The organism is Acinetobacter colistiniresistens (assembly GCF_024582815.1).
Classification (GTDB): Bacteria; Pseudomonadota; Gammaproteobacteria; order Pseudomonadales; family Moraxellaceae; genus Acinetobacter.
In genome coordinates this window covers 844,324-864,962 of sequence record NZ_CP102099.1, presented here as the reverse complement: position 1 = coordinate 864,962, position 20,639 = coordinate 844,324, and the positions used below count along the sequence as shown (strand labels likewise).

At 40.7% G+C, this 20,639-nt stretch carries 16 protein-coding genes and 3 pseudogenes; 4 read left to right on the top strand and 15 right to left on the bottom strand.

Annotated features, from left to right (window positions below; translation table 11 throughout):
* From dsbD to NQU59_RS04050, 4 genes are all read right to left on the bottom strand, one after another.
* Positions 1-1,851, bottom strand: coding sequence for a protein-disulfide reductase DsbD (gene dsbD, locus NQU59_RS04065; protein ID WP_257065151.1), 1,851 nt, complete (start codon positions 1,849-1,851; stop codon positions 1-3).
* A 79-nt stretch (positions 1,852-1,930) separates the two neighbouring features.
* The gene (locus tag NQU59_RS04060) at positions 1,931-2,698 is read right to left on the bottom strand and encodes a transporter (protein WP_257065150.1); all 768 of its coding nucleotides are present in this window, start codon (positions 2,696-2,698) and stop codon (positions 1,931-1,933) included.
* Between the two features lie 31 nt (positions 2,699-2,729).
* Positions 2,730-3,275 (bottom strand): ankyrin repeat domain-containing protein, encoded by a 546-nt coding sequence (locus NQU59_RS04055; RefSeq protein ID WP_005238094.1) that lies wholly within the window; start codon positions 3,273-3,275, stop codon positions 2,730-2,732.
* A gap of 143 nt (positions 3,276-3,418) precedes the next feature.
* Positions 3,419-3,793 carry an HPF/RaiA family ribosome-associated protein gene (locus tag NQU59_RS04050; protein WP_005238092.1) on the bottom strand — a complete coding sequence of 125 codons (375 nt, stop codon included), beginning with the start codon at positions 3,791-3,793 and terminating at the stop codon, positions 3,419-3,421.
* A gap of 370 nt (positions 3,794-4,163) precedes the next feature.
* On the opposite strand from NQU59_RS04050, the gene NQU59_RS04045 reads away from it, so the two are divergent.
* The 3 genes from NQU59_RS04045 to NQU59_RS04035 all read left to right on the top strand — a co-directional run bounded on the left by NQU59_RS04045 (position 4,164) and on the right by NQU59_RS04035 (position 6,392).
* Positions 4,164-4,889, top strand: coding sequence for an outer membrane protein OmpK (locus NQU59_RS04045; protein WP_005238090.1), 726 nt, complete (start codon positions 4,164-4,166; stop codon positions 4,887-4,889).
* Positions 4,890-5,017: 128 nt separating this feature from the next.
* Positions 5,018-5,569, top strand: a complete 552-nt coding sequence (locus tag NQU59_RS04040) for a GNAT family N-acetyltransferase (protein WP_257065149.1) — start codon at positions 5,018-5,020, stop codon at positions 5,567-5,569.
* 82 nt (positions 5,570-5,651) lie between these two features.
* Positions 5,652-6,392, top strand: a complete 741-nt coding sequence (locus NQU59_RS04035; RefSeq protein ID WP_257065148.1) for a hypothetical protein — start codon at positions 5,652-5,654, stop codon at positions 6,390-6,392.
* A 291-nt stretch (positions 6,393-6,683) separates the two neighbouring features.
* On the opposite strand, the gene urtE is transcribed toward NQU59_RS04035, so the two are convergent.
* The 7 genes from urtE to NQU59_RS04000 form a co-directional block, all read right to left on the bottom strand.
* Positions 6,684-7,382, bottom strand: coding sequence for an urea ABC transporter ATP-binding subunit UrtE (urtE, locus tag NQU59_RS04030; protein ID WP_004776300.1), 699 nt, complete (start codon positions 7,380-7,382; stop codon positions 6,684-6,686).
* A gap of 9 nt (positions 7,383-7,391) precedes the next feature.
* The gene (gene urtD, locus NQU59_RS04025) at positions 7,392-8,219 is read right to left on the bottom strand and encodes an urea ABC transporter ATP-binding protein UrtD (RefSeq protein WP_257065147.1); all 828 of its coding nucleotides are present in this window, start codon (positions 8,217-8,219) and stop codon (positions 7,392-7,394) included.
* Positions 8,220-9,290, bottom strand: a complete 1,071-nt coding sequence (urtC, locus tag NQU59_RS04020) for an urea ABC transporter permease subunit UrtC (RefSeq protein WP_251115862.1) — start codon at positions 9,288-9,290, stop codon at positions 8,220-8,222.
* Between the two features lie 4 nt (positions 9,291-9,294).
* On the bottom strand, positions 9,295-10,917 hold the full coding sequence (gene urtB, locus NQU59_RS04015) for an urea ABC transporter permease subunit UrtB (RefSeq protein ID WP_257065144.1): 1,623 nt from the start codon (positions 10,915-10,917) through the stop codon (positions 9,295-9,297).
* Between the two features lie 92 nt (positions 10,918-11,009).
* Positions 11,010-12,287 carry an urea ABC transporter substrate-binding protein gene (gene urtA / locus NQU59_RS04010; RefSeq protein ID WP_257065143.1) on the bottom strand — a complete coding sequence of 426 codons (1,278 nt, stop codon included), beginning with the start codon at positions 12,285-12,287 and terminating at the stop codon, positions 11,010-11,012.
* 258 nt (positions 12,288-12,545) lie between these two features.
* Entirely contained in the window at positions 12,546-14,429 is a 1,884-nt protein-coding gene (gene parE, locus NQU59_RS04005; RefSeq protein ID WP_005238075.1) for a DNA topoisomerase IV subunit B, read from the bottom strand.
* Between the two features lie 14 nt (positions 14,430-14,443).
* Positions 14,444-15,034 (bottom strand): YqiA/YcfP family alpha/beta fold hydrolase, encoded by a 591-nt coding sequence (locus tag NQU59_RS04000; protein WP_005270254.1) that lies wholly within the window; start codon positions 15,032-15,034, stop codon positions 14,444-14,446.
* 262 nt (positions 15,035-15,296) lie between these two features.
* Between NQU59_RS04000 and NQU59_RS03995 the strand changes: the two genes are divergently transcribed.
* Positions 15,297-16,643 (top strand): PGAP1-like alpha/beta domain-containing protein, encoded by a 1,347-nt coding sequence (locus NQU59_RS03995; protein WP_004803536.1) that lies wholly within the window; start codon positions 15,297-15,299, stop codon positions 16,641-16,643.
* An 80-nt stretch (positions 16,644-16,723) separates the two neighbouring features.
* Here the strand turns inward: NQU59_RS03995 and NQU59_RS03990 are convergent, their stop codons facing one another.
* The 4 genes and pseudogenes from NQU59_RS03990 to NQU59_RS18825 form a co-directional block, all read right to left on the bottom strand.
* Positions 16,724-17,272: a hypothetical protein gene (locus NQU59_RS03990; protein ID WP_257065141.1), complete on the bottom strand. Its 549-nt coding sequence runs from the start codon at positions 17,270-17,272 to the stop codon at positions 16,724-16,726.
* Between the two features lie 46 nt (positions 17,273-17,318).
* Positions 17,319-18,019: pseudogene (locus NQU59_RS03985) on the bottom strand (hypothetical protein).
* 101 nt (positions 18,020-18,120) lie between these two features.
* A pseudogene (locus NQU59_RS03980) lies at positions 18,121-18,994 on the bottom strand (hypothetical protein).
* Positions 18,995-19,705: 711 nt separating this feature from the next.
* Positions 19,706-20,633 (bottom strand): annotated as a pseudogene (locus NQU59_RS18825) (hypothetical protein).
* Positions 20,634-20,639 lie beyond the last annotated feature (6 nt).

The following is a 20,639-nucleotide window of genomic DNA, read 5'->3' as shown; positions in this document are numbered from 1 at the left end:
TTATTGTTTCCCTTTAAAGAAAGCCAGTTGCTGTAATAGCTCAGCTTTCTGGAATGCACCAGTTAAGCGTAGCGAGCGAATTTCTTGTTGTTGCTGATCTAAAAATAAATAAGTGGGTGGTCCTAAAATATCCCACTGTGCCAACAAGGCTTGATGTGATGCATCGTAGTGGCTTAAATCCAGTTTAACCAGATAATAGCCCGATAACGCTTGTTGTACCTCTGCATCTTTTAAAATGCGGTGCTCAATCGGCTGACATGCCACACACCAGTCCGCATAGACATCGATCACAATGCCACGATCTTTAGGCGCATGAGCAAGGATTTGCTGAAATTCAGTTGCCGTCTGTGCTACATGCCAATCCGCCAATTTATCTGCCTGAACCGAGCTGAGATTTTGAATATGTTGGTATTGGTTAAACGCCAATGCTGGAATCGCTAAAATCAGCAACACTGCATACAGCCATTGCAATTTAGATTTCTGTCCAAATAGACGATACGCCGCATAAACAATAAAGGCCAAACCGAGCATCAGGCTCAGAACCTGAATCGCCAGTTCGGGCAATAAGGGACGAATAAAATAAATGCTCAATGCCAACATCAAAAAGGCAAAAATCACCTTGATTTGATTCATCCAGTCGCCAGCTTTGGGTAAGGCTTTTGCTCCCAATACACTGGCGAGCAGCAAGGGAATTCCCATACCAAAACCCAGTGTAAACAGCAACAGCGCGCCTTGCCATTGGTTCTGCGTTTGCGAGATAAACAGTAACACTCCTGCCAAAGGTGCAGTCATACAGGGCCCCACCAACAGGGCTGAAATCATGCCCATGACACTGGCACCCACCAAGGTGCCACCTTTTTGGTTGGATTGCATCTGATCGAGTCGATTGACCCAGTTCTGTGGCAGTTTTAACTCAAACAAGCCAAATAAATTAAGCGCAAATACCACGAACAATAAGCTAAACGCAATCAAGGTGGCAGGTTGTTGTAACCAACGCTGAAAATTTAGTCCTGCTGCCGATGCAATCAAGCCCAATACGGCGTAGACCAAAGCCATACTCACCACAAAAGTGAGTGCAATCGACCATGCTTTCACCCCTTTATTGTCTCGTACAATCAAGGAGGTCAAAATGGGTAACATTGGTAAGGAACATGGGGTAAAAGCCAATAAAATCCCTAAGCCCAAGAACAGTAAAAGACTATAGGCCAAGGAGTGCTGTTCAAGTGCACTGGACCATTTTTGGTCTTGTGCCATACCAGCCGAATGATTTGAATTTGAGCTTTGTGCAGTTGGCTCGGCTTGCATGTCATCATTGCTTGCTGCTTGAACAGTTAAGGCGCTCGATGAGCGAGCCGCATCTAAAAAGCTTTTTTTAGTATTTGCACTGACATTCTGAACACTAACCAGGCCATCGGCATCGGTCTGGAATTCAATATTTTGCGGAGGATAACAAATCCGGTCTTTGGCACAGCCTTGCCAAGTCACCCGATAATGCTGTGATGCCTGAGTCGGAATGCTAAACTCAGCTTGTTGATAATAGACTTGGCTATGACCATAGTTCTCATCATACTGTTCGACCGCTTTAGGCAATGTTAATACAAGTGGCTGATTGCCTTGTTGTACTTCAAATTTATGCTGATACAGATAATAATTGGGCTGAATAGACCAATGTAAACGGGCCTGATTCGACTGCGTCGATTCAACTGTAAATGCAAATGCCTGTTCAGGGCTCAGCAAAGCTGTTGATGAATTCGCTTGCGCGTAAGTCAAAACCCCGCATAACAGCAAAATGGTTCCTATGAACCAACGCATCAGCGGGAAACGATGCCCACCTTGAACAGACATTTTCATGATGATCTCACTGTTATTCTCCTGAGTCTCCCTGCCACTTATGCAGAAGTGAATTTAAGAGAATTCAGGAGTATTATGGTTAGAATAAAACCGATACGCCGAAGCCACCGTTATAGCCTTTTCGATCTCCATTGAGATCCACTCCAACACTGGCATCCAATTGCATACGGTTATTCAAGGCATAAATCAGGCCCGTACCGAGACCATATTCATAGTCTTGGCTCTCTGCTTTGTGGTAAACGAATTTAGAATAGCCCGATAATTTCCCGGCAATTTTATAGCCAATGGTTGGAATTGCAGTCACCGCCCAATTACTGTTCTGCGCTTCATAACGCATAGTAATCGAGGTATCAATTAAATCACTGAACTTATATGACACAGCTGAAGTCAAGCTATAGATATCATCATGGGCCGTGAATTCATCATTGCCCGTTGCAATAATCGCTTTAGCCAATAATGCCATCGATAAACGATCATCTTTTAAATCAATCGCTTTTTTCAAACCAATGCTGACGTCGCCTAAACCATTGCTTTCTTTAGTCGTCCCTGCACGTTTGTATTGCTGCCAAACAGGCCCTTGCCAACCGAGTTGCAATTCCAGGCCATCTGCTAAACCAGTACGCAATAACATGTCACCATTCAAGGTTAAGGTCTTGTCTTTGACCCCATTGGTACTCCCCTCATGATAGCTGACGGTTGGCAAACCCTGCTCCCAAGCTAACTGCCCTACAGGGGTAATCCCCGTACTGATCCCCGAACCAGGACGATCAAAAGAAAAGTCAGCCGCAAAAGCCGTACTTGCCAGCATCGATGCTGTAACCAAGCTCAATGTTTGAAATGTTTTCATCATATTCCTCTTTGTATTTTGCTGGCTTAGCTTATGCGCTGAGCTCTTTTGACATTTTTGCACCATGTTGACGTAGCAACTCCAATGTTGCACGCTCTTCCTGCAATGATTCAGACCAATCAATTTCATCAAATTCGCAATCAAAAAATAATTGACTGATCGATGATAAAACGGTGAGACCTTCTTCATCACGGGTATTCGGATCTACTTTTTCATCAAGTAAACGTTGGACCACAGGTACGCAGGCAGAACTGGCTGCATCCCAAAGCGGACCATAAAATTCTTCTGCGTCCCATAAATGTAAATTGGCTTTGGCTTGAATGAGCGCGTCTAAAATGTCTAAATAAACTTGTAGCTGTTGTTGCTTTTCTTTTTCGCTCAATGGTTTTCCAGCTTCATAGGCCTCACAGATTTGTTCCCACCACACAAATAAACCATCACAAATGATGGAAACCGGAGGGCCTTGTTCGGGGTCAATAAAGTTCGGATCAAGTCCTTCAGCAAGTAAAGCTCGCACTTGGTCTAAATCGAGTTGTTGTATGGCTTGCACCAAGGCCTGCTGCTGCTTATTTAACATGACCATTTCTCACAATATTTTTTAATGGGTCTATTATGCCGAATATCCTGACAGGATTTTATAAAAGCATCTAAAAAATCATGTATAAATTTGATACACGCATAAAAAAAGCCCCACACAGGGCTTTTTTTATGCGTTGCCTCTTAGGCCTCATCATCTACTTTTATATCATCATCGACATCAACATATTCGGGTAAACCACCACGGTGATGCTCTTTTTTCTCATAGAGATGCTCCAAACTACGTTTCAGTTTATCAATCGCACCATGAATCGAATTATCAATATTTGCTGCTTTATGTGTCACTGCAACAGGTTTCATTCCTGCTGGACGGGCCTCAATCATACAACGCTTGTCATGATCGCCCGTTTTCTCCCCGTTCTCATCACTAATATGAACCGAAAAATGTGTAATACGCTCGCTATAGCGCTGAAATTCTTGTGTAAGTTCTGCACGAACATAACTGATTAAGCGTTCACTACCTTGAATGTTTTTATCTGTACGGATTTCAATATTCATAAATATCTTCCTCTCTTATCTGTGAGACGGTGCTACAAAACTTTCTTATTTGGCACGCTTTGAGCATGCGATCATTCAGTGCAGTTGTATATTTTGATTATGTAAATACCTGTTGTCTCCTCGCTTGCATCTGTTGCTTTTCAGTATGTAAGAAGATCTTCTATAACTTCAATATCTGTCTTTCCTCACAAATATGCAAGCTGATTTTTGACATTTTGATGAAATCTTCAGCAAAAAGAGCGTTATTTTTACCACCTGAATTACCCGCTTTTGCCATATACAATTCTTTTGTTCATTTGGTCAAATTTGACTTTATTTTTGCTTAATACCTTGTATGCTTTACACGCCTTTTTGGGGGGAGATTTTTTAAATGCAATTGAAGCAACTTACAGCGGTATGTTTATTAGGATCAACAGCAACTTTTGCGCAGGCAAAGCCGATTTGGCAAGACTTTAGCTTGACTGGACTATATGGTGAAAACTATGAAGTTGTTGATAAAAAACAAACAACGTTGACCATTGAGTATGCGGCAAAAGTCAAATATGCCGATGTATTTTTCTTTATGGATCGTATGCGCGGCAGCGATGATCATAAAAGCACGTATTTCGAGCTTTCTCCTCGTTTAAGCCTAGGTGAAATTTCAGGTCAGAAACTTGCGTTTGGCCCAATTAAAGATGTATTGATCTCTACCACCTGGGAAAGCAATAACGATGATTTCTCTAGTTTTGATAACTTCTTGTATGGTGTCGGCTTCGATCTTGCAGTGCCATATTTTCAATATATGAATGTCAACTTCTATCGCGCCAACAATGAAAAAACTGCTGATGACTATCAAATGACCATCGCTTATGCTTTGCCATTTAAAGTATCAAATGAAGATTTTCTGGTTGATGGCTTCCTCGACTGGTCGACTGGCGAAAAAGATCACGCCAGCGAATTGAACTGGACCACGCAATACAAATGGAATCTGGGTAAACATATTTCACCAGATACACGTCTCTACTTAGGTGTAGAGCACTCGGTCTGGAATAACAAATTCGGTATGAAAAACCGTGACGAAAACAACGTCAGCGCTTTAATTAAATACCACTTCTAAACGCTTTAAAATGTTAAAAAACAGCAAGGAATTCCTTGCTGTTTTTATGTGTATCACCGAATATTAAGCATCGTTGATTTTGGTTCTATCAACGCTGTATCTATTGATTGATGTGATGACCTTTACCTATGTCCATAAATGCCACGCTTGCCCCATCATGTGTAGCTGCACCCTTCAAGATTCGTTTTGCCACCGTTGATGACCTTGAGACAATCCTTGCCATCTATAATGCAGAGATTCTCAATGGCACGGCGAACTGGAATGATCAAGCTGTTTCACTTGCGGATTATCAACAACGCTTCCAGAACATGCAGCAACAGCATTTCCCCATGATTGTGGTTGAAGACCTGAATAGCCATCAAGTCGCTGCTTATGCCTATTACACCGCCTTTCGAACCATCAGCGGCTATCGTCAAAGCATTGAACATTCTGTGTTTGTTGACCCCAGCTATGCACGCCAAGGTCTGGGCAAGGCCCTGATGCAACAACTGATTCATCTGGCAAAACAGCAAAACATGCATATCATGGTGGCTGCCATTGATAGTGAAAATAAGGGCTCGATAGTGCTACATGAACAGCTTGGCTTTATTCAAACAGGTTATATGCCACAGGTTGGACAAAAGTTTGGGACATGGCGGGATTTGGTCTGGATGCAACTGCAACTCACAGAATCTCAATAAAAAGCTCACTTTTACCCTACTGTCCTACCACTAAATTGTGGCTTAGAATGAAAGCAATACTTGATTTCAAAAAATAGCCAAAATGATTAAAACATCTCAACTCGGTCTGTGCCTTTCCATTGCAATCGTTTCAAGCGCGAGCTTTGCCGAAGTTTCTTTTGAACAAGAATTGCAACAGAGTTGCGCCAAAGTGAAACAATATGCGCAAGCAGGTAAAAAGTTTTACGATCAAAAGCAATATCTCAAAGCTGCCAAACAATTTGAAGATCAAGCGGCATGGGCACATTTCTGTCAGGCCAATGCTGACGAAAGTGGCATTCAGGTTAGTGACCGAGACATTGAAATTGCCAACAACAATGTCGGCTTGAGTTATGCCAAATTAGGCAAACCGCAATGGGCAAGCGTTTGGTTTCTCAGAGATAAAGACTCGAAAACTAGTCAATACAACTTAAAACAATTGCCTAAACCTAAAATATCCTCTGATCTACAAGGGACTTATGTCCGTGCCAATGGTTTTGGACAATGGGATTATCTCAAGGTCAGCAAAAAACAGAATCAATATCAGATCGCCTTCGATGGCTACTACTTCGGGCTGCGCGGTTTGATCTATGGTCCGAATATGGGGCAATTCGAAACGACCATGCCACTCAAGTCAAAGCAAGCCAGCTATCGCTATGAAGACTGTCAGATCAAACTTCAATTTGCCAATGATGCAAAGCTTGGACAAAAAATTGAAGTTGAACAAAACAGTGGTGAGTCCTCATGTGGCTTTGGACACAATGTCTATGCTGGCGGCACGTTTTATAAAGTGGAAAACAAATGAATGATCTTTACACCCAAACTCAACAAAAAATTTAAGAAAAAGTATGAGACTCGGAAACGTCATTCACAACCTGCGTGATCTTTGAAAGATATTGTTTCTGCGAAACAATAGAAAAAATCCAAGAATTGAACAGGTTTTGTGAATGACAATGCCTTTGGTTACTTTGGGCAAAACCAAAGTAACTCCAGCCGAAGGCTTATTTAGAAATTAGAAAACGACTTGGTATAACTCCGTAAAGATAATCATTTTTTAATATCTACTTTTCTAAATAGTAATATGTAGAGATTGATACTAAATCGCCACCAGTTCCCGAATCCCCTTCTCAGGCATCTCCTCCCCCCGCCCTTGCGCAATCACCTGCCCACGCGCCATCACGGTATACGCATCTGCCAACTCCTCGGCAAAGTCATAAAACTGCTCTACCAGAATAATCGCCATTTCGCCCTGATCGGCCAGCTTACGAATCACCCGGCCAATATCTTTAATAATCGAGGGCTGAATCCCTTCGGTCGGTTCATCCAAAATCAAAACACTCGGCTCTGAAGCCAAAGCACGGGCTATGGCAAGCTGTTGTTGTTGCCCACCGGATAAATCACCACCACGGCGATGTTTCATTTCATCCAGCACAGGGAAAATCTCATATAAATGGCTTGGCACTTTACGGGTCTTAGCTCCTGAAAATTTCGCCATGCCAATTAAAATATTTTCTTCTACCGTTAAAGTTGAAAAGATATCGCGACCTTGCGGCACATAGGCCAAACCTGCTCGCACCCGTTGCTCAGGCGACATTTTGGCGATGTCTTTGCCATCTAGCAAAATTTGCCCTGACTTAATCGGCAGAATTCCCATGAGGCACTTCAGCAAGGTGGTTTTGCCCACGCCATTGCGCCCCAAGACCACACTGCACTCCCCCACAGGCGCGTTAAAAGACACATCACGCAGAATATGACTGCCACCATAGAATTGATTGATTTGTTTCACTTCTAGCATGTGTCTCTCCTAGCGTCCTAAATACTTTTCAATCACATCTTCATTGGCCTGAACCTCTGCCAATGTACCCTCGGCCAAGATTGCCCCTTGTGCCAATACCGTGACTTTCTCACTGATGGTGTCAATAAAGCTCATGTCATGCTCGACCACCACAAGAGTATGATTTTTCTTCAGCTCCAGACACAGTTCAGCGGTGCGCTCAGTTTCAGCATCGGTCATACCAGCAACAGGCTCATCCAGTAAAATTAACTGCGGTCGTTGCATCAGCAACATGCCAATTTCCAGCCACTGTTTTTGTCCATGTGAAAGTAACCCTGCTGGCTTTTGCACAAATTCCTGTAAGCGGATCTGTTCCAGACTTTCATCCAAAGCCAATTGCGCTTCTGGATCTAAACGGGAAAATAAACTTTTTTTCACCCGTTTATCTCGTGGTGCAGCCAATAGCAGGTTTTCCATGACGGTAAAATTTTCAAATACGGTTGGTTTTTGGAATTTTCGACCAATGCCCGCTTCGGCAATTTGCTCGGTACTCATTTTGGCAAGATCATAGTTTTGCCCAAAAAATGCCGTGCCTGTGGTCGGACGAGTTTTACCAGTAATCACATCCATCAAGGTGGTTTTACCCGCCCCATTTGGCCCGATAATACAGCGTAATTCGCCCTCGGCAATGTACAGCGACAGGTCATTTAAAGCCTGAAATGAGTCAAACCAGACACTGACTTTTTCCAGATACAAGGCTATGCCGTGGCTAAAATCCGCACCTTGTGGCTTGGCACGACCATAGCCCTCGCCCAGTTGACCGCCATGTTGAGCTGAGTCTATTAATACATCACTCATTTAATCACGCTCCTTTTTAAAACGGTCAAATAAACCAATCACACCCTTAGGTAAGAATAAGGTCACCACAATGAACAGCGCGCCCAAGATCAATAACCATGCCTCTGGTGCAGCCACCGTGAAATAGGTTTTCACTGCATTGATTAAACCAGCCCCTAAAATCGGGCCAATCAAAGTACCGCGTCCACCCGCAGCCACCCACACCGCCATTTCGATTGAGTTGACGGGGTTCATTTCACTGGGATTGATGATGCCCGCCTGCGGCACATATAACGCCCCAGCAATACCCGCAATCACCGCCGACAATACCCATGCCGACAGCTTGTACCACAGCGTGCGATAGCCAAGATATTGCAAGCGATTTTCACTGTCACGAATTGCACCCAAGACCCTTCCATAAGGACGATTCATCAGTTGGCGCAGACCAAGGAAGCACAACATCAACATCAATGCCGTCAAAAAGCATAGCGTTGCGCGCATTGGTGCAGAGGTAATATCAAAACCCAAAATTGTTTTAAAGCCTGTAAAACCATTATTACCGCCAAAGCCTGTTTCATTACGGAAGAACAATAACGCTGCAGCAAAGGTCATGGCTTGAGTAATAATCGAAAAATACACGCCTTTGATTTTGGAGCGAAAGGCAAAGAAACCAAAAATAAATGCGATCAGACCAGGGACAAGAATGACTAGAGCCAAGGCCCAGGCAATATGCTCGGTACCGACCCAATACCATGGCAACTCCGTCCAACTGAGAAAGCGCATAAAATCAGGCAGCCCATCGCCTGCGGATTGACGCATCAGGTACATGCCAAAGGCATAACCGCCCAAAGCAAAATACAAACCATGCCCCAAGCTCAAAATGCCAGCATAGCCCCAGACCAAATCCAGTGCCAAAGCCACTAAGGCCAAACACATGATTTTACCAATCAAGGTGATCCAATAAGCGGATAGATAAAAGGCCGAATCAGGCGACAATAGATGCAACCACGGCAACAATAAGAGCACACCGAAACAAACTGCAATCGCCACGGCGCTATACGGTTTGTCGGCAAATAAAGAAGTGATTTTCATGGGCTTACTCCACAAAACGGCCTTTGATGGCGAACAAACCTTGTGGACGCTTTTGGATAAACAAAATCACAAGAACCAAGAGAATAATTTTTGCCAGCACTGCACCTAAACCAATTTCCAGCACCGTGCCACTAATGCCCAATCCGAGGGCTGCCAATACCGCGCCCCAGACTTGACCAACACCACCGACCACCACCACAAGGAAGGCATCAATAATGTAGTTTTGCCCGAGATCTGGGCCAACATTACCCACCTGCGCCAAAGCACAGCCTGCCAACCCTGCCAAGCCTGAGCCCAGTCCAAAGGCCATCATGTCAATTCGTGCAGAACGAATACCCACAGCGCGTGCCATTTGACGGTTTTGGGTCACGGCTCGAACGAATAAACCAAAACGGGTTTTATTGAGTAAAAACAGCAACAGCAATAACACCGCAACAGTAAAGCCAATAATCGCGATACGGTTATAGGGCAACATCAGACTCGGTGTGAGCGCAATTCCACCACTCAGCCATGCCACATTGGAGACTTCGACATTTTGCGCACCAAATACCATCCGCACCAATTGCATCAAGATCAGACTCACCCCAAAGGTGGCGAGCAAGGTTTCCAATTGTCGACCATAGAGCGGACGAATCACGGTGCGTTCAATCAACATCCCGATCAAGGCACTGACCAGAAAAGCCGCAGGAATTGCCGCCAACAAATACCAATCCACCAACCCCGCAAAATGGGTTTTAAAAAAACTCTGGATTACATAAGTGGTATAGGCACCAATCATGATCAGCTCACCATGGGCCATGTTAATCACACCCAGCAGACCATAGGTAATGGCCAAACCAAGCGCTGCAAGCAATAAAATACTGGCGGTACTGAGGCCAGAAAAGATATGACCTGACCACTCGCTGATTTGCAGACGGGTTTTTATTTTATTGTGTGCATCCAACAACGCTGCCTTCAATGCAGGATTGCTTTGTGGTTGTTCTAAAGTTTGAGTGATTAAGGCAAACACCTCAGGACGATTGGAATCCGCCAAGACTTTTACGGCTTCAAGCTGGGTAAACGCATCAGCACTGTTAAAATCCAAACGGGCTTTGAGCTGTGCTAAACGTGCTTTGACCTGATCATTTTTTTCATTTAGATACAGCTGCTTCACCATCGTCACGTCAAGTTCAGCCAAATTATTTTCTAAGATATCCACCGCAGCCAAACGCTGTGAAGCATCGGTTGAATTGAGTTTCGCCTTGGCCTGACCAAAATTCAGCGCCTTGCGTAAAGTATTGACCAAAGTGACTTGGGTGAGATCGGCAGGCCAATTTTCAATGGCTTGCTGTGCGGGGTAACTGAACAGTTTGTCATCATTTTTTAACAGATAGGTATTACCTGCACTGTCGGTATACAGCTCATTTTGATCTATATAGGCCACCAGTTGATCCAGTTGTTCAATACTGGCAGGCCATTGATTGAGCATGGCACGACGCGTCGCAAAATCGGACTTCACAAAGGTCTGAATCGCATCTTGAGAAGCTGTAGACGTCACGGTTGTTGCGGATGTGGCTTCTGCCCATGCAGGACTAAACATTATCTGTGCCATGATGCAGAGCAGTGCCAAAACATAGTGTTTCGCCATAGAACTCCCCTTATTATTACGGTTTTAAATAGATCAAAAAAAATCAGAATAAAAATGCCTGCTGCCAATACATCACAGCAGGCGAAAAAACTTTATTTCGGGATATACGGACTCCAAGGCTCGGCCTTGATGGTTTGCGGTGTTTTATAGACCACATCGAATTGACCATCCGCACGGATCTGCCCAATCATCACTGGCTTATGTAGATGGTGATTGCTTTCATCCATTTTGAGGGTATAACCCGATGGCGCAGCAAAAGTCTGACCCGCCATCGCATCACGGACTTTGTCGACCTCAGTCGTGCCTGCTTTTTCAACGGCTTGCTTCCACATATTGATTCCGACATAGGTCGCTTCCATCGGATCGTTGGTCACGACTTTGTCAGCATTTGGCAATTTGTATTGCACTGCATATTGTTTGAATTTATTCACAAACTCGGTGTTCTTCGGATTTTTCACCGACATGAAATAATTCCATGCTGCTAAATGACCGACCAATGGTTTGGTATCGATCCCACGTAATTCCTCCTCACCTACAGAGAAGGCCATGACTGGAATATCGGATGCTTTAATGCCTTGGTTACCCAATTCACGATAGAACGGCACATTGGAGTCGCCATTAATAGTCGAGATCACCGCAGTCTTTTTACCCGCAGAGAACTTCTTAATATTGGAAACAATGGTTTGATAATTGCTGTGACCAAATGGGGTGTATTCTTCCATGATGTCGGCATCAGCCACGCCTTTCGACTTCAAGAAGGCACGTAAGATTTTATTGGTGGTGCGTGGATAGACATAATCGGTGCCGAGCAACACAAAACGTTCTGCTTTACCGCCTTCATCCCCCATCAAATATTCAACCGCAGGAATCGCTTGTTGATTCGGTGCTGCACCGGTATAGAAGATATTTTTAGATTGTTCTTGGCCTTCATATTGCACTGGGTAGAACAACAAGCCATTCAACTCTTCGACCACAGGCAGCACCGATTTACGCGAAACCGATGTCCAGCAGCCAAAAATGACTGCGACCTTATCCTGGGTAATCAACTGACGGGCTTTTTCTGCAAATAATGGCCAATCCGACGCAGGGTCAACAATCACTGGTTCTAATTTTTTACCGAGTACTCCACCATTGGCATTGATTTCATTGATGGTCATCAAGGCGGTGTCTTTCAGCGACGTCTCTGAAATCGCCATGGTGCCTGAAAGTGAATGCAGGATTCCCACTTTAATGGTGTCGCCACTGGTTGCGGGTGCCGTCTTGGTTTCTGTTTTGGTTTGTTCTGTTTTGTCTGCTGGTTTTGAACAGCCGACCAGACCGATTCCCATCATGGCAGCCATCAGTACGGACATCGACAATTTATTTTGCATCTTCCTCTCCACCCATCAATATTGTGATTTTTACTGGGTGGAGTTATTCAATTTTTATGCCAACACAATAAGCAATTGTTTTTAATTATATTTAATCAAGGACTCTGATTATTTCATGGATCTTGTATACAACATTGCATACAAAAAATACGCGATGAACTAAAATGATGCAAATTTGTTCAGCTCGAATCAGAATCAAGCAGCCAAAGAAAAAGCCAAGCATCAGCTTGGCTTTAATCGGTGCATGGCTCAAGCCATTTAGACAGTAATATCAGCGAGATTACCCTTTTGCTCTAACCAGTGTTTGCGGTCAGCTGAACGCTTTTTCGCCAGCAATTTATCCAATAAACCTGCGGTTAAATGTGCATCATCCAAGTCCAGCTGCACTAAACGACGGGTGTTCGGGTCCATAGTCGTTTCACGCAACTGACTGGCATTCATCTCACCCAACCCTTTGAATCGGGTGATCTGCGGATTTTTATTGCCCTTGACCTTCTTCAAGATGCTTTCAAGCTCATCATCGTCCAAGGCATAGTACACCTCTTTACCAATATCGATACGATAGAGTGGTGGCATTGCTACGAACAAATGACCTTCTTCAACCAAAGTCGGGAAATGCTTGACAAATAAAGCACATAATAAGGTGGCGATATGTAGACCATCCGAGTCAGCATCGGCAAGGATACAGATTTTGCCATAGCGTAATTCAGACAGATCATCACTGCCCGGATCAACGCCAATGGCGATGGCAATATCATGCACTTCTTGAGAAGCCAAGACTTCATCCGAAGAGACTTCCCAAGTATTCAGGATTTTTCCGCGAATCGGCATAATCGCTTGGAAATTCTTGTCGCGTGCCTGTTTGGCACTACCGCCCGCAGAATCTCCCTCGACAATAAACAGCTCACTGTCTTCACGCGTTAAGCCGACACAGTCTGCCAACTTTCCAGGTAAAGCCGGGCCGGCAACAATCTTTTTACGTTCAACTTTTTTAGCGGCTTTGAGACGACGTCCAGCTTTGGCAATCGCCATTTCAGCCAGTTGTGTCGCAATCTCCGCATGTTGATTCAGCCATAAAGCAAACGCATCTTTGGCGATGTTCAGTACAATATTAGAGGCTTCACGACTGGATAACCGTTCTTTGGTTTGGCCTGAAAATTGTGGCTCTTGGAATTTCAGCGATAGAATAAAATTCACCCCATCCCAAACATCTTCCGCAGACAGCTTCATATTACGTGGCAATAAATTACGTAATTCACAGAACTCACGTAAGGCTTCAGTTACACCCGAACGTAAACCATTCACATGAGTCCCGCCTTGCGCGGTGGGAATCAAGTTGACATAACTTTCCTGAATCTGCTCGCCACCTTCGACATTCCAGCAAATCGCAAACTCACAGGCCGCGCGGTCTGCTTGGCCACTGCTGACAAAAGCAGGATCAGGCAAGATGTCCCGATCTTGCAGTTCATCCATCAAATAGTCGACCAGACCATTTTCAAACTGCCATTCAATCTTTTCTTTATTGATTTTATCGTCATAAATAATCTTTAAGCCCGCAGCTAAAACGGCTTTGGCTTTTAAATTATGTTTCAGCGCTTTCAGTGCAAATTTAGGGCTATCAAAATACTTGCCTTCAGGCCAGAAACGCACCGTTGTACCCGTTGCGCGCTTGGCCACTTTACCTTCAAGCACCGATAAAGGAGCAACAGGCTCACCTTGTTCAAAGGCCATTTGATACAGGTTACCCTGACGCTGTACCGCAACTTCAACACGGGTCGATAGTGCATTCACCACCGAAATCCCGACCCCGTGCAATCCCCCCGAAAACTGGTAGTTATCGGTGCTGAATTTGCCACCGGCATGCAATTTGGTCAAAATGATTTCGATACCACTTTGTCCATATTCAGGATGGATATCGACAGGCATACCTCGTCCATTATCTTCAACCGACAATGAGCCATCTTCATAAACCGTGACACAAATTTGATTGGCGTGCCCTGCAAGCGCTTCATCGACTGCATTATCAATTACCTCTTGCGCCAAATGGTTTGGACGTGAGGTATCGGTATACATGCCTGGTCGACGACGAACTGGATCTAAACCAGAAAGAACTTCAAGGGATTGTGCCGTGTATTGTGTCACTGGGTCTGACTTCCTTATTGGAGGGCTGCCGATAAAAATTCGAGAACTAAAGGTAATTTTTCTTCAAAATCATCCATTGCATGATTACCATCTGCGTCGGTTAAAATCAATGATGATGGATGAACAGCACTATAATAACGTTGAGCTTCACGATAATCCAAGACTTCATCGCCTTGTTGCAACAGCACCAGAATTTTATCAGCATGATTGAGTTTCGTGTCAGCAATCGATTGTAATTGCTGCAATTGATCGGCATCAAGCGTCCATGATTCAGTGACTTTGAGCGGGATTTGCTCAATCCCGAATAAATCTTCGAATAATTGCCATGGTTGCATAGCTGGATTGATCAGTACAGCAGGACAGGCATATTTGGCGACAAGATATGTCGCGTAAAAGCCTCCAAGGCTGCTTCCAACTAAAACCACTTTATCAGATGGTAAATTTTCGATAAGCTGCGAAAGTTGTGTCAGTACCTGCTCGGGCGTTTGATTTAAATCGGGTAAATGCACCTGTATCGTGTCATGTTGTGCACAAAATTGTTGCAGCTGTTGCCCTTTTACTGACATCGGACTGCTGCGAAAACCATGTAGATAGATAATTTGCATACGGACCCAAATAGGCAATAGCTTGACATAAAGTGAAATAAATCACATTATTTTGATTGATTGTTAATCAAACAACAATATAAATTACATTTAAGCTCGATATTGTCTGACACAAAAAACGATACTGTACTCCGTTCATCAGTATTCTAAAAAAATTACGCATGAAAGACATAAGATGTAAGCGTTTGTTGTAGTTTATCTAAACAATATTCAGAAAAATCACTTCAAACCTTCGGTATATATCAAGGATGGGGAAATTAATATGCCAAGTTTAACACCTCTGCATGAAACTTATTGTAAGTGGGATCGCACGCCCCCAAGTCAGGCAGATGTTTTGGAGGGTTTGGCACAGCTGGTCAGTACCAGCCTCAGTGGCGTACACGAACTGATACAAGTGGTGCAGACTGAGGTATTAAGGACAACGCTCGGTTTAAGTGCACAAAAAGCCAAACAATTACAAAAGCACCCACAACTGCAAAAATTTTATCAGTTCTCTTATGTAGCACTGCAAAAATACGGCAGTCATTTTCTTGCGCCCAATTTACGTCGCATTATTGAAAAATTTCCAGTCTTACATGACAAGCCTCTGACTCCCACACTGCATTTTTTAGTAGGCGCACTGAATGGAATTTTTGGTGATTTCTTTTTAAAGCAACACAATCCAATGGCCTTGCCAATGGTGCTTTATGATCACTATGGTTCTTTACAGCAAGGCGAGTTAACTGGACGTGTGGTAATTCTTGCCCATGGTTTATGCATGAACCATTTGACCTGGTCAAATCATCGCTATGGCGGGATTGGTGAACGCTTACTTGCGCAACGTGATAACAACACCATGTTGTATCTCAACTACAACACCGGACGCCGAATTTCTGCCAATGGCCGTAGTTTTGCCAATACCTTAGAGGATTTGGTGCAACGTAACCCACGTATCACCAGTATCGACCTGATTGGTCACAGTATGGGCGGCTTGGTTTCGCGTAGTGCCCTGTTTTATGGCAAACAGAATCTGTATCAATGGGTGCATATGGTCGAGAATCTGGTCTGCATCGGTTCGCCTCATCATGGTGCAGTGCTTGAACGCTTTGGTTTTGTCTTGCAGGACAAACTCGGTGGCTTCCCCTTTATCAACTTGCTTGGTCAGTTGGTGAATGTGCGTAGTAACGGCATACTCGATCTGCGTTATGGCAGTGTTCGTGATGATGACTGGGAACACAATGATGCTCGCATTGGCTTTGCCGACGACAATCGTAAACCCGCTCCGCTACCGTCCCATATCAATACCTTTTTGATCGCAGGAACTTTGGAATTTGAGAAGTTACGTAACAAAGCACTGTCAGTGATTGGGGATTATCTGGTCAGTGTGAAAAGTGCTTTGGGTGAACACCAAAATCCACGTTTCCAATTGAAATTACCTGACACCCATAAAGCGGTTTTCTATGGGTTGAATCATTTTGAAATTCAGTATCATTCCAGTGTGGCCGAACAAATCACACGCTGGTTATATCCAGATGCTAAAGAGAAAGTTGAAGCCGGTGTACAAACCCATATGATCAACGTACCTCAAAACTATACCTTTGATGATTTAGAAGGCATTGTTGAAACCTAAACCATAAAAGCTCAGTTAGGATCTAGCTGAGCTTTTATCGATCAAAATCAGTGACAAACCTCATCAGCTTAGAAATACCCTTACTGAACAAATTCACCTTGGTCATTTAATTTTAGTTTTAGATCTTTTCCATATTCTTTGTATAAAACTTCATACTTCTGATTAATGACAATATTTTGAGATGCATCTAAGGTAATGCTTTTAACCAAGCCAAATCGGTTTACCGTTGTCAGATTTATTTCTGGGTTTCCACTCTTACTTGATGATGGCGAGGCAATTAATAGAACACCATGTTTTGTTTGTGGAAAAACAACGGAATCGCCATAACTTGGATTCATAAATTTATAAACTTTGGTCAAACCAACACTATCAATCAAATTAATTAAGCCACAGTTCATTCTTTGTGCCGATAAAATACAGTTAAGATGTGCATTTGAGTTATAAGGAAGAGAAGTGATCAGAAAACCATCATCATTTTTTAACTTTTCAGGATTTGATGAAGCTTTTTGAGTTTGGCTTTGATGAGAAATCTCATGTTTCTTTTCTGAGGTAGCGCTACAGGAAGAAGCTAAGAGACTTAGGCTGACCAAACCTAGAATATAGGTATATTTTTTATAGAGTGAAGTCATAATAAATTCCTTTAATATAAAATACCTAACCAAAATCTAAATTAAATTACTTAGCTTGTTTTTCAGCAGACAGAATTCCTGTTGTTTCACAACCTAAGGTCGATGAAATACATTTTAAGCTACCATTCAAAACAGCCTTGAATTGGGAAATTTTTCCATCTTTATAAGTTTTAACATTTGCAAGGTACGTATACTGTCCTTTCTTAGTGTCATATGTTACCTGATCACCCATGAGTTGGTCTGTTTGTTCACTCTTATCTTCACTATCAGAATGTATAACGGGTATTTCGGTAAAATTATTATTATTTATATTATATATAAAAACAGTGACTTTATTACTTTTAAATGGAGCTTTAACATAGTTAATAGTACTTAACTCTCTTATTCTAAAAGCTAGAATAGCTTTATCGTGATATAGTAAAGCTAAGTCAATATTAGACTCCACAGGCACTACTGTCCTTAAAACATCATATACAATCTTACCATTTAATATTTGGACACCATATTTTTTTAATGTGTAGTTAATATTTTTCTTTGTTTTATCAATATTACCAAAATCTATTAACTTTATTTTTAAATTAGGATTAATAACTGAATACTTATTATATACATCTAGATATTCCACAGGTGATTTCACTTGGGTAGAATCTTGAAGATAATCATTCCATGAAGAATTTTCTTTTGCATAACAAAAGTTAAAGAAAAACTATAAGCAACTATCATCTTTAAAAAAATAAATTTATTCATAATCTTTATTTCAACCTCCCTATAAAAAATTAGATTAATTTATAAAAACACACCCCAAAACTATTGAGGTGTACTAAAAAATACTAAATATAGTGCTCAAATTAATTTAAATTCCTCTTCAATAATTTTCCATTTTTATCTTTATAAGTCATTATCCCTAAGCTATCAATTGAGTAATAATCACCAATTTTCTCTACATTTAGTATAGGTTTTAATTTTATCAGATAAAACTCAGAACTAGTTCCTTCATCTGTTTCCATATACTTTTCAGCAATAGAATAAAAACCATCTTTCATTTTAGGAAGAAACCTAAACGTATTTGCATTCAATGAATCTACTTTAGGATTATCAAATATATTCAAAAAATCAGGAGATATTTTCTTTAACTCAGATAAAGAATATGCCCGATTATTAGAACTTTCAAGCTGCTCACATTTTTTCACTGGATTTTTCTCATTACATTTAGAGAAGAAATCAGATGAGATAGGTGTTTTAATAAACACAACGCTATTACTATTATTTTTTGACTTATACCCTCTACAATACTCACTTTTACAAAAGCGTTATCAATAATTTTAAAGCACGCTTTTGAATTTAAATATGTATCTCTATAAGAATATAAATCCCTGATATACACAACTCATCTTTTTCAGCAGAGTAATTAAAGTTAGCTTTTTTCTTATTTATTTGATAATTCAAAGGATAAACTTTATAACTTTTTTGATTTAATGCGACCAATCTATAATATTTTCCATCATCAATTTTTATTACAGAATAATCTTTATTAAAATCTGACTTTCTTCCAATATTTCCTTCAAAAACTTTAATTTTATCCGTTTTACAGTAATAGTTATTAACATCATAATCAAAACCACAAGGCTCAACTTTAATATTTTGACCATTCTCTTTAGAAAAACAAAAACTTGATATTACTAAACAAATAGAAAACATCATTACTTTTTTCAAAAAATTCATTTCAAATTTCCTATTAGTCTAAATCAACCACTCTTAATTTTTAATTTATTTTAAAAGCACCCCAACTCAGTTAGGGCATGTCAGCTCAATATTAAGTAATTTTTATTTTAAACTTCTCTTTAATAATTTCCCATTGTTGTCTTTATAAGTCATTATCCCTAAGCTATCAATTGAGTAATAATCACCTATTTTTCTATTTCCAATTTTGGCTTAACTTTAATCAAATAAAATTCTGATTTAGCCTCTTCATCTGTATCTACATACTTTTCAGCTATAGAGTAAACTATATCATTACCCTTAGATATAAATCTAAAATTATCGACATTAAGATCTTTTATCTTACTATCTGACAAAAACTTACTTCAACTGGGAGTTCTTTTAAAATTTTCGTTGATTGATAAGAATAATCTTTTATATCACTTATTTTTCTGCATTCTTTTTCAGATTTATTTCCCTACATTCTGAATAAAAATTTGATGATATAGGATATTTAACTACTCTAACATTTTCTTCTACTCTATGAATATTTTTTGCTTCAGATGTATTAACTAAACATCCTAAAATTGATAAATTAAAAAAACAGATCAAGAAAAATTTATATTTCAAAATATAACCACCCATTTATTTTCATAGAAACTATCCACTATTAGAGGAACCCTATATATATAAAATAAAACAGTGATTATAAAAACACCACTGTTTTATTAAAAATTAATTTAAGGAAATTTCATTTCCGTTAAAATATACCTTCTGATTACTATCCACTTTAAATGATTTAACCTCACCTAATGCCTTCGTTTTAAATGAATCATTTAAAAAATAGGATAAATAAATATTTTCTTGCTCACTATCTCCTTCACTATATTTTAAAACATATAAAATTTTACTACCAGCAGAAGCATTAATATAAGTTGTATCAAATCCTCTTTCATTTACAAGAAAGCGAAGCTCACTATTTTTATCATTATTTGATATTTCTTTTAACCTCTCAATTGTGAGAGTGTTTTCTTTACACTTTACTCCATTACACAAAAATTTTTTCTTTTCAAATGAAATTGGAAGATTCCCATTTTCATATTTTATGCTTTTTCTTTTTGTACTTTTTTAAAAAGTTTTTATCATTTGGATTAAACGTATAACATTCGTTCTCAACATTTACATTATTATCTTGATACGAAAATGTTGTACCTGACAGACAAACTTGATTATTATTTTGGCTAAACTTAATAATCGAAGGCTCTGTGGTGATTTCTTCCAACCTATCATTAACAAAGTAACCAACAGATTGTTCTAATGGATAGACTCTTTTAGTTGTCGGATCCAATACAACAAAGTATTTAACTTTTCTGGGTACACCTTTTCCTGTATCTCTTTCCTTATCAATCACTAAAGCAACTTTATTTTGAGCAAAGTTTACTTTTTTACTCAATGTATTATTATAAAGCTTTAAATAATTATCTGAGCAAAAATCAATATATCCTTGTTCAAATTTACATTTTAAAACTTTTTCTCGTGTAACAATACCATTAAAAATGCTTTTATTTTCGACATCAATATTTTGATTATTCTCTTTAGAGAAGCCACAACTTGATACTACTAAACCAATAGAAAATATCATTACTGTTTTCAAAAATTTCATTTCAAA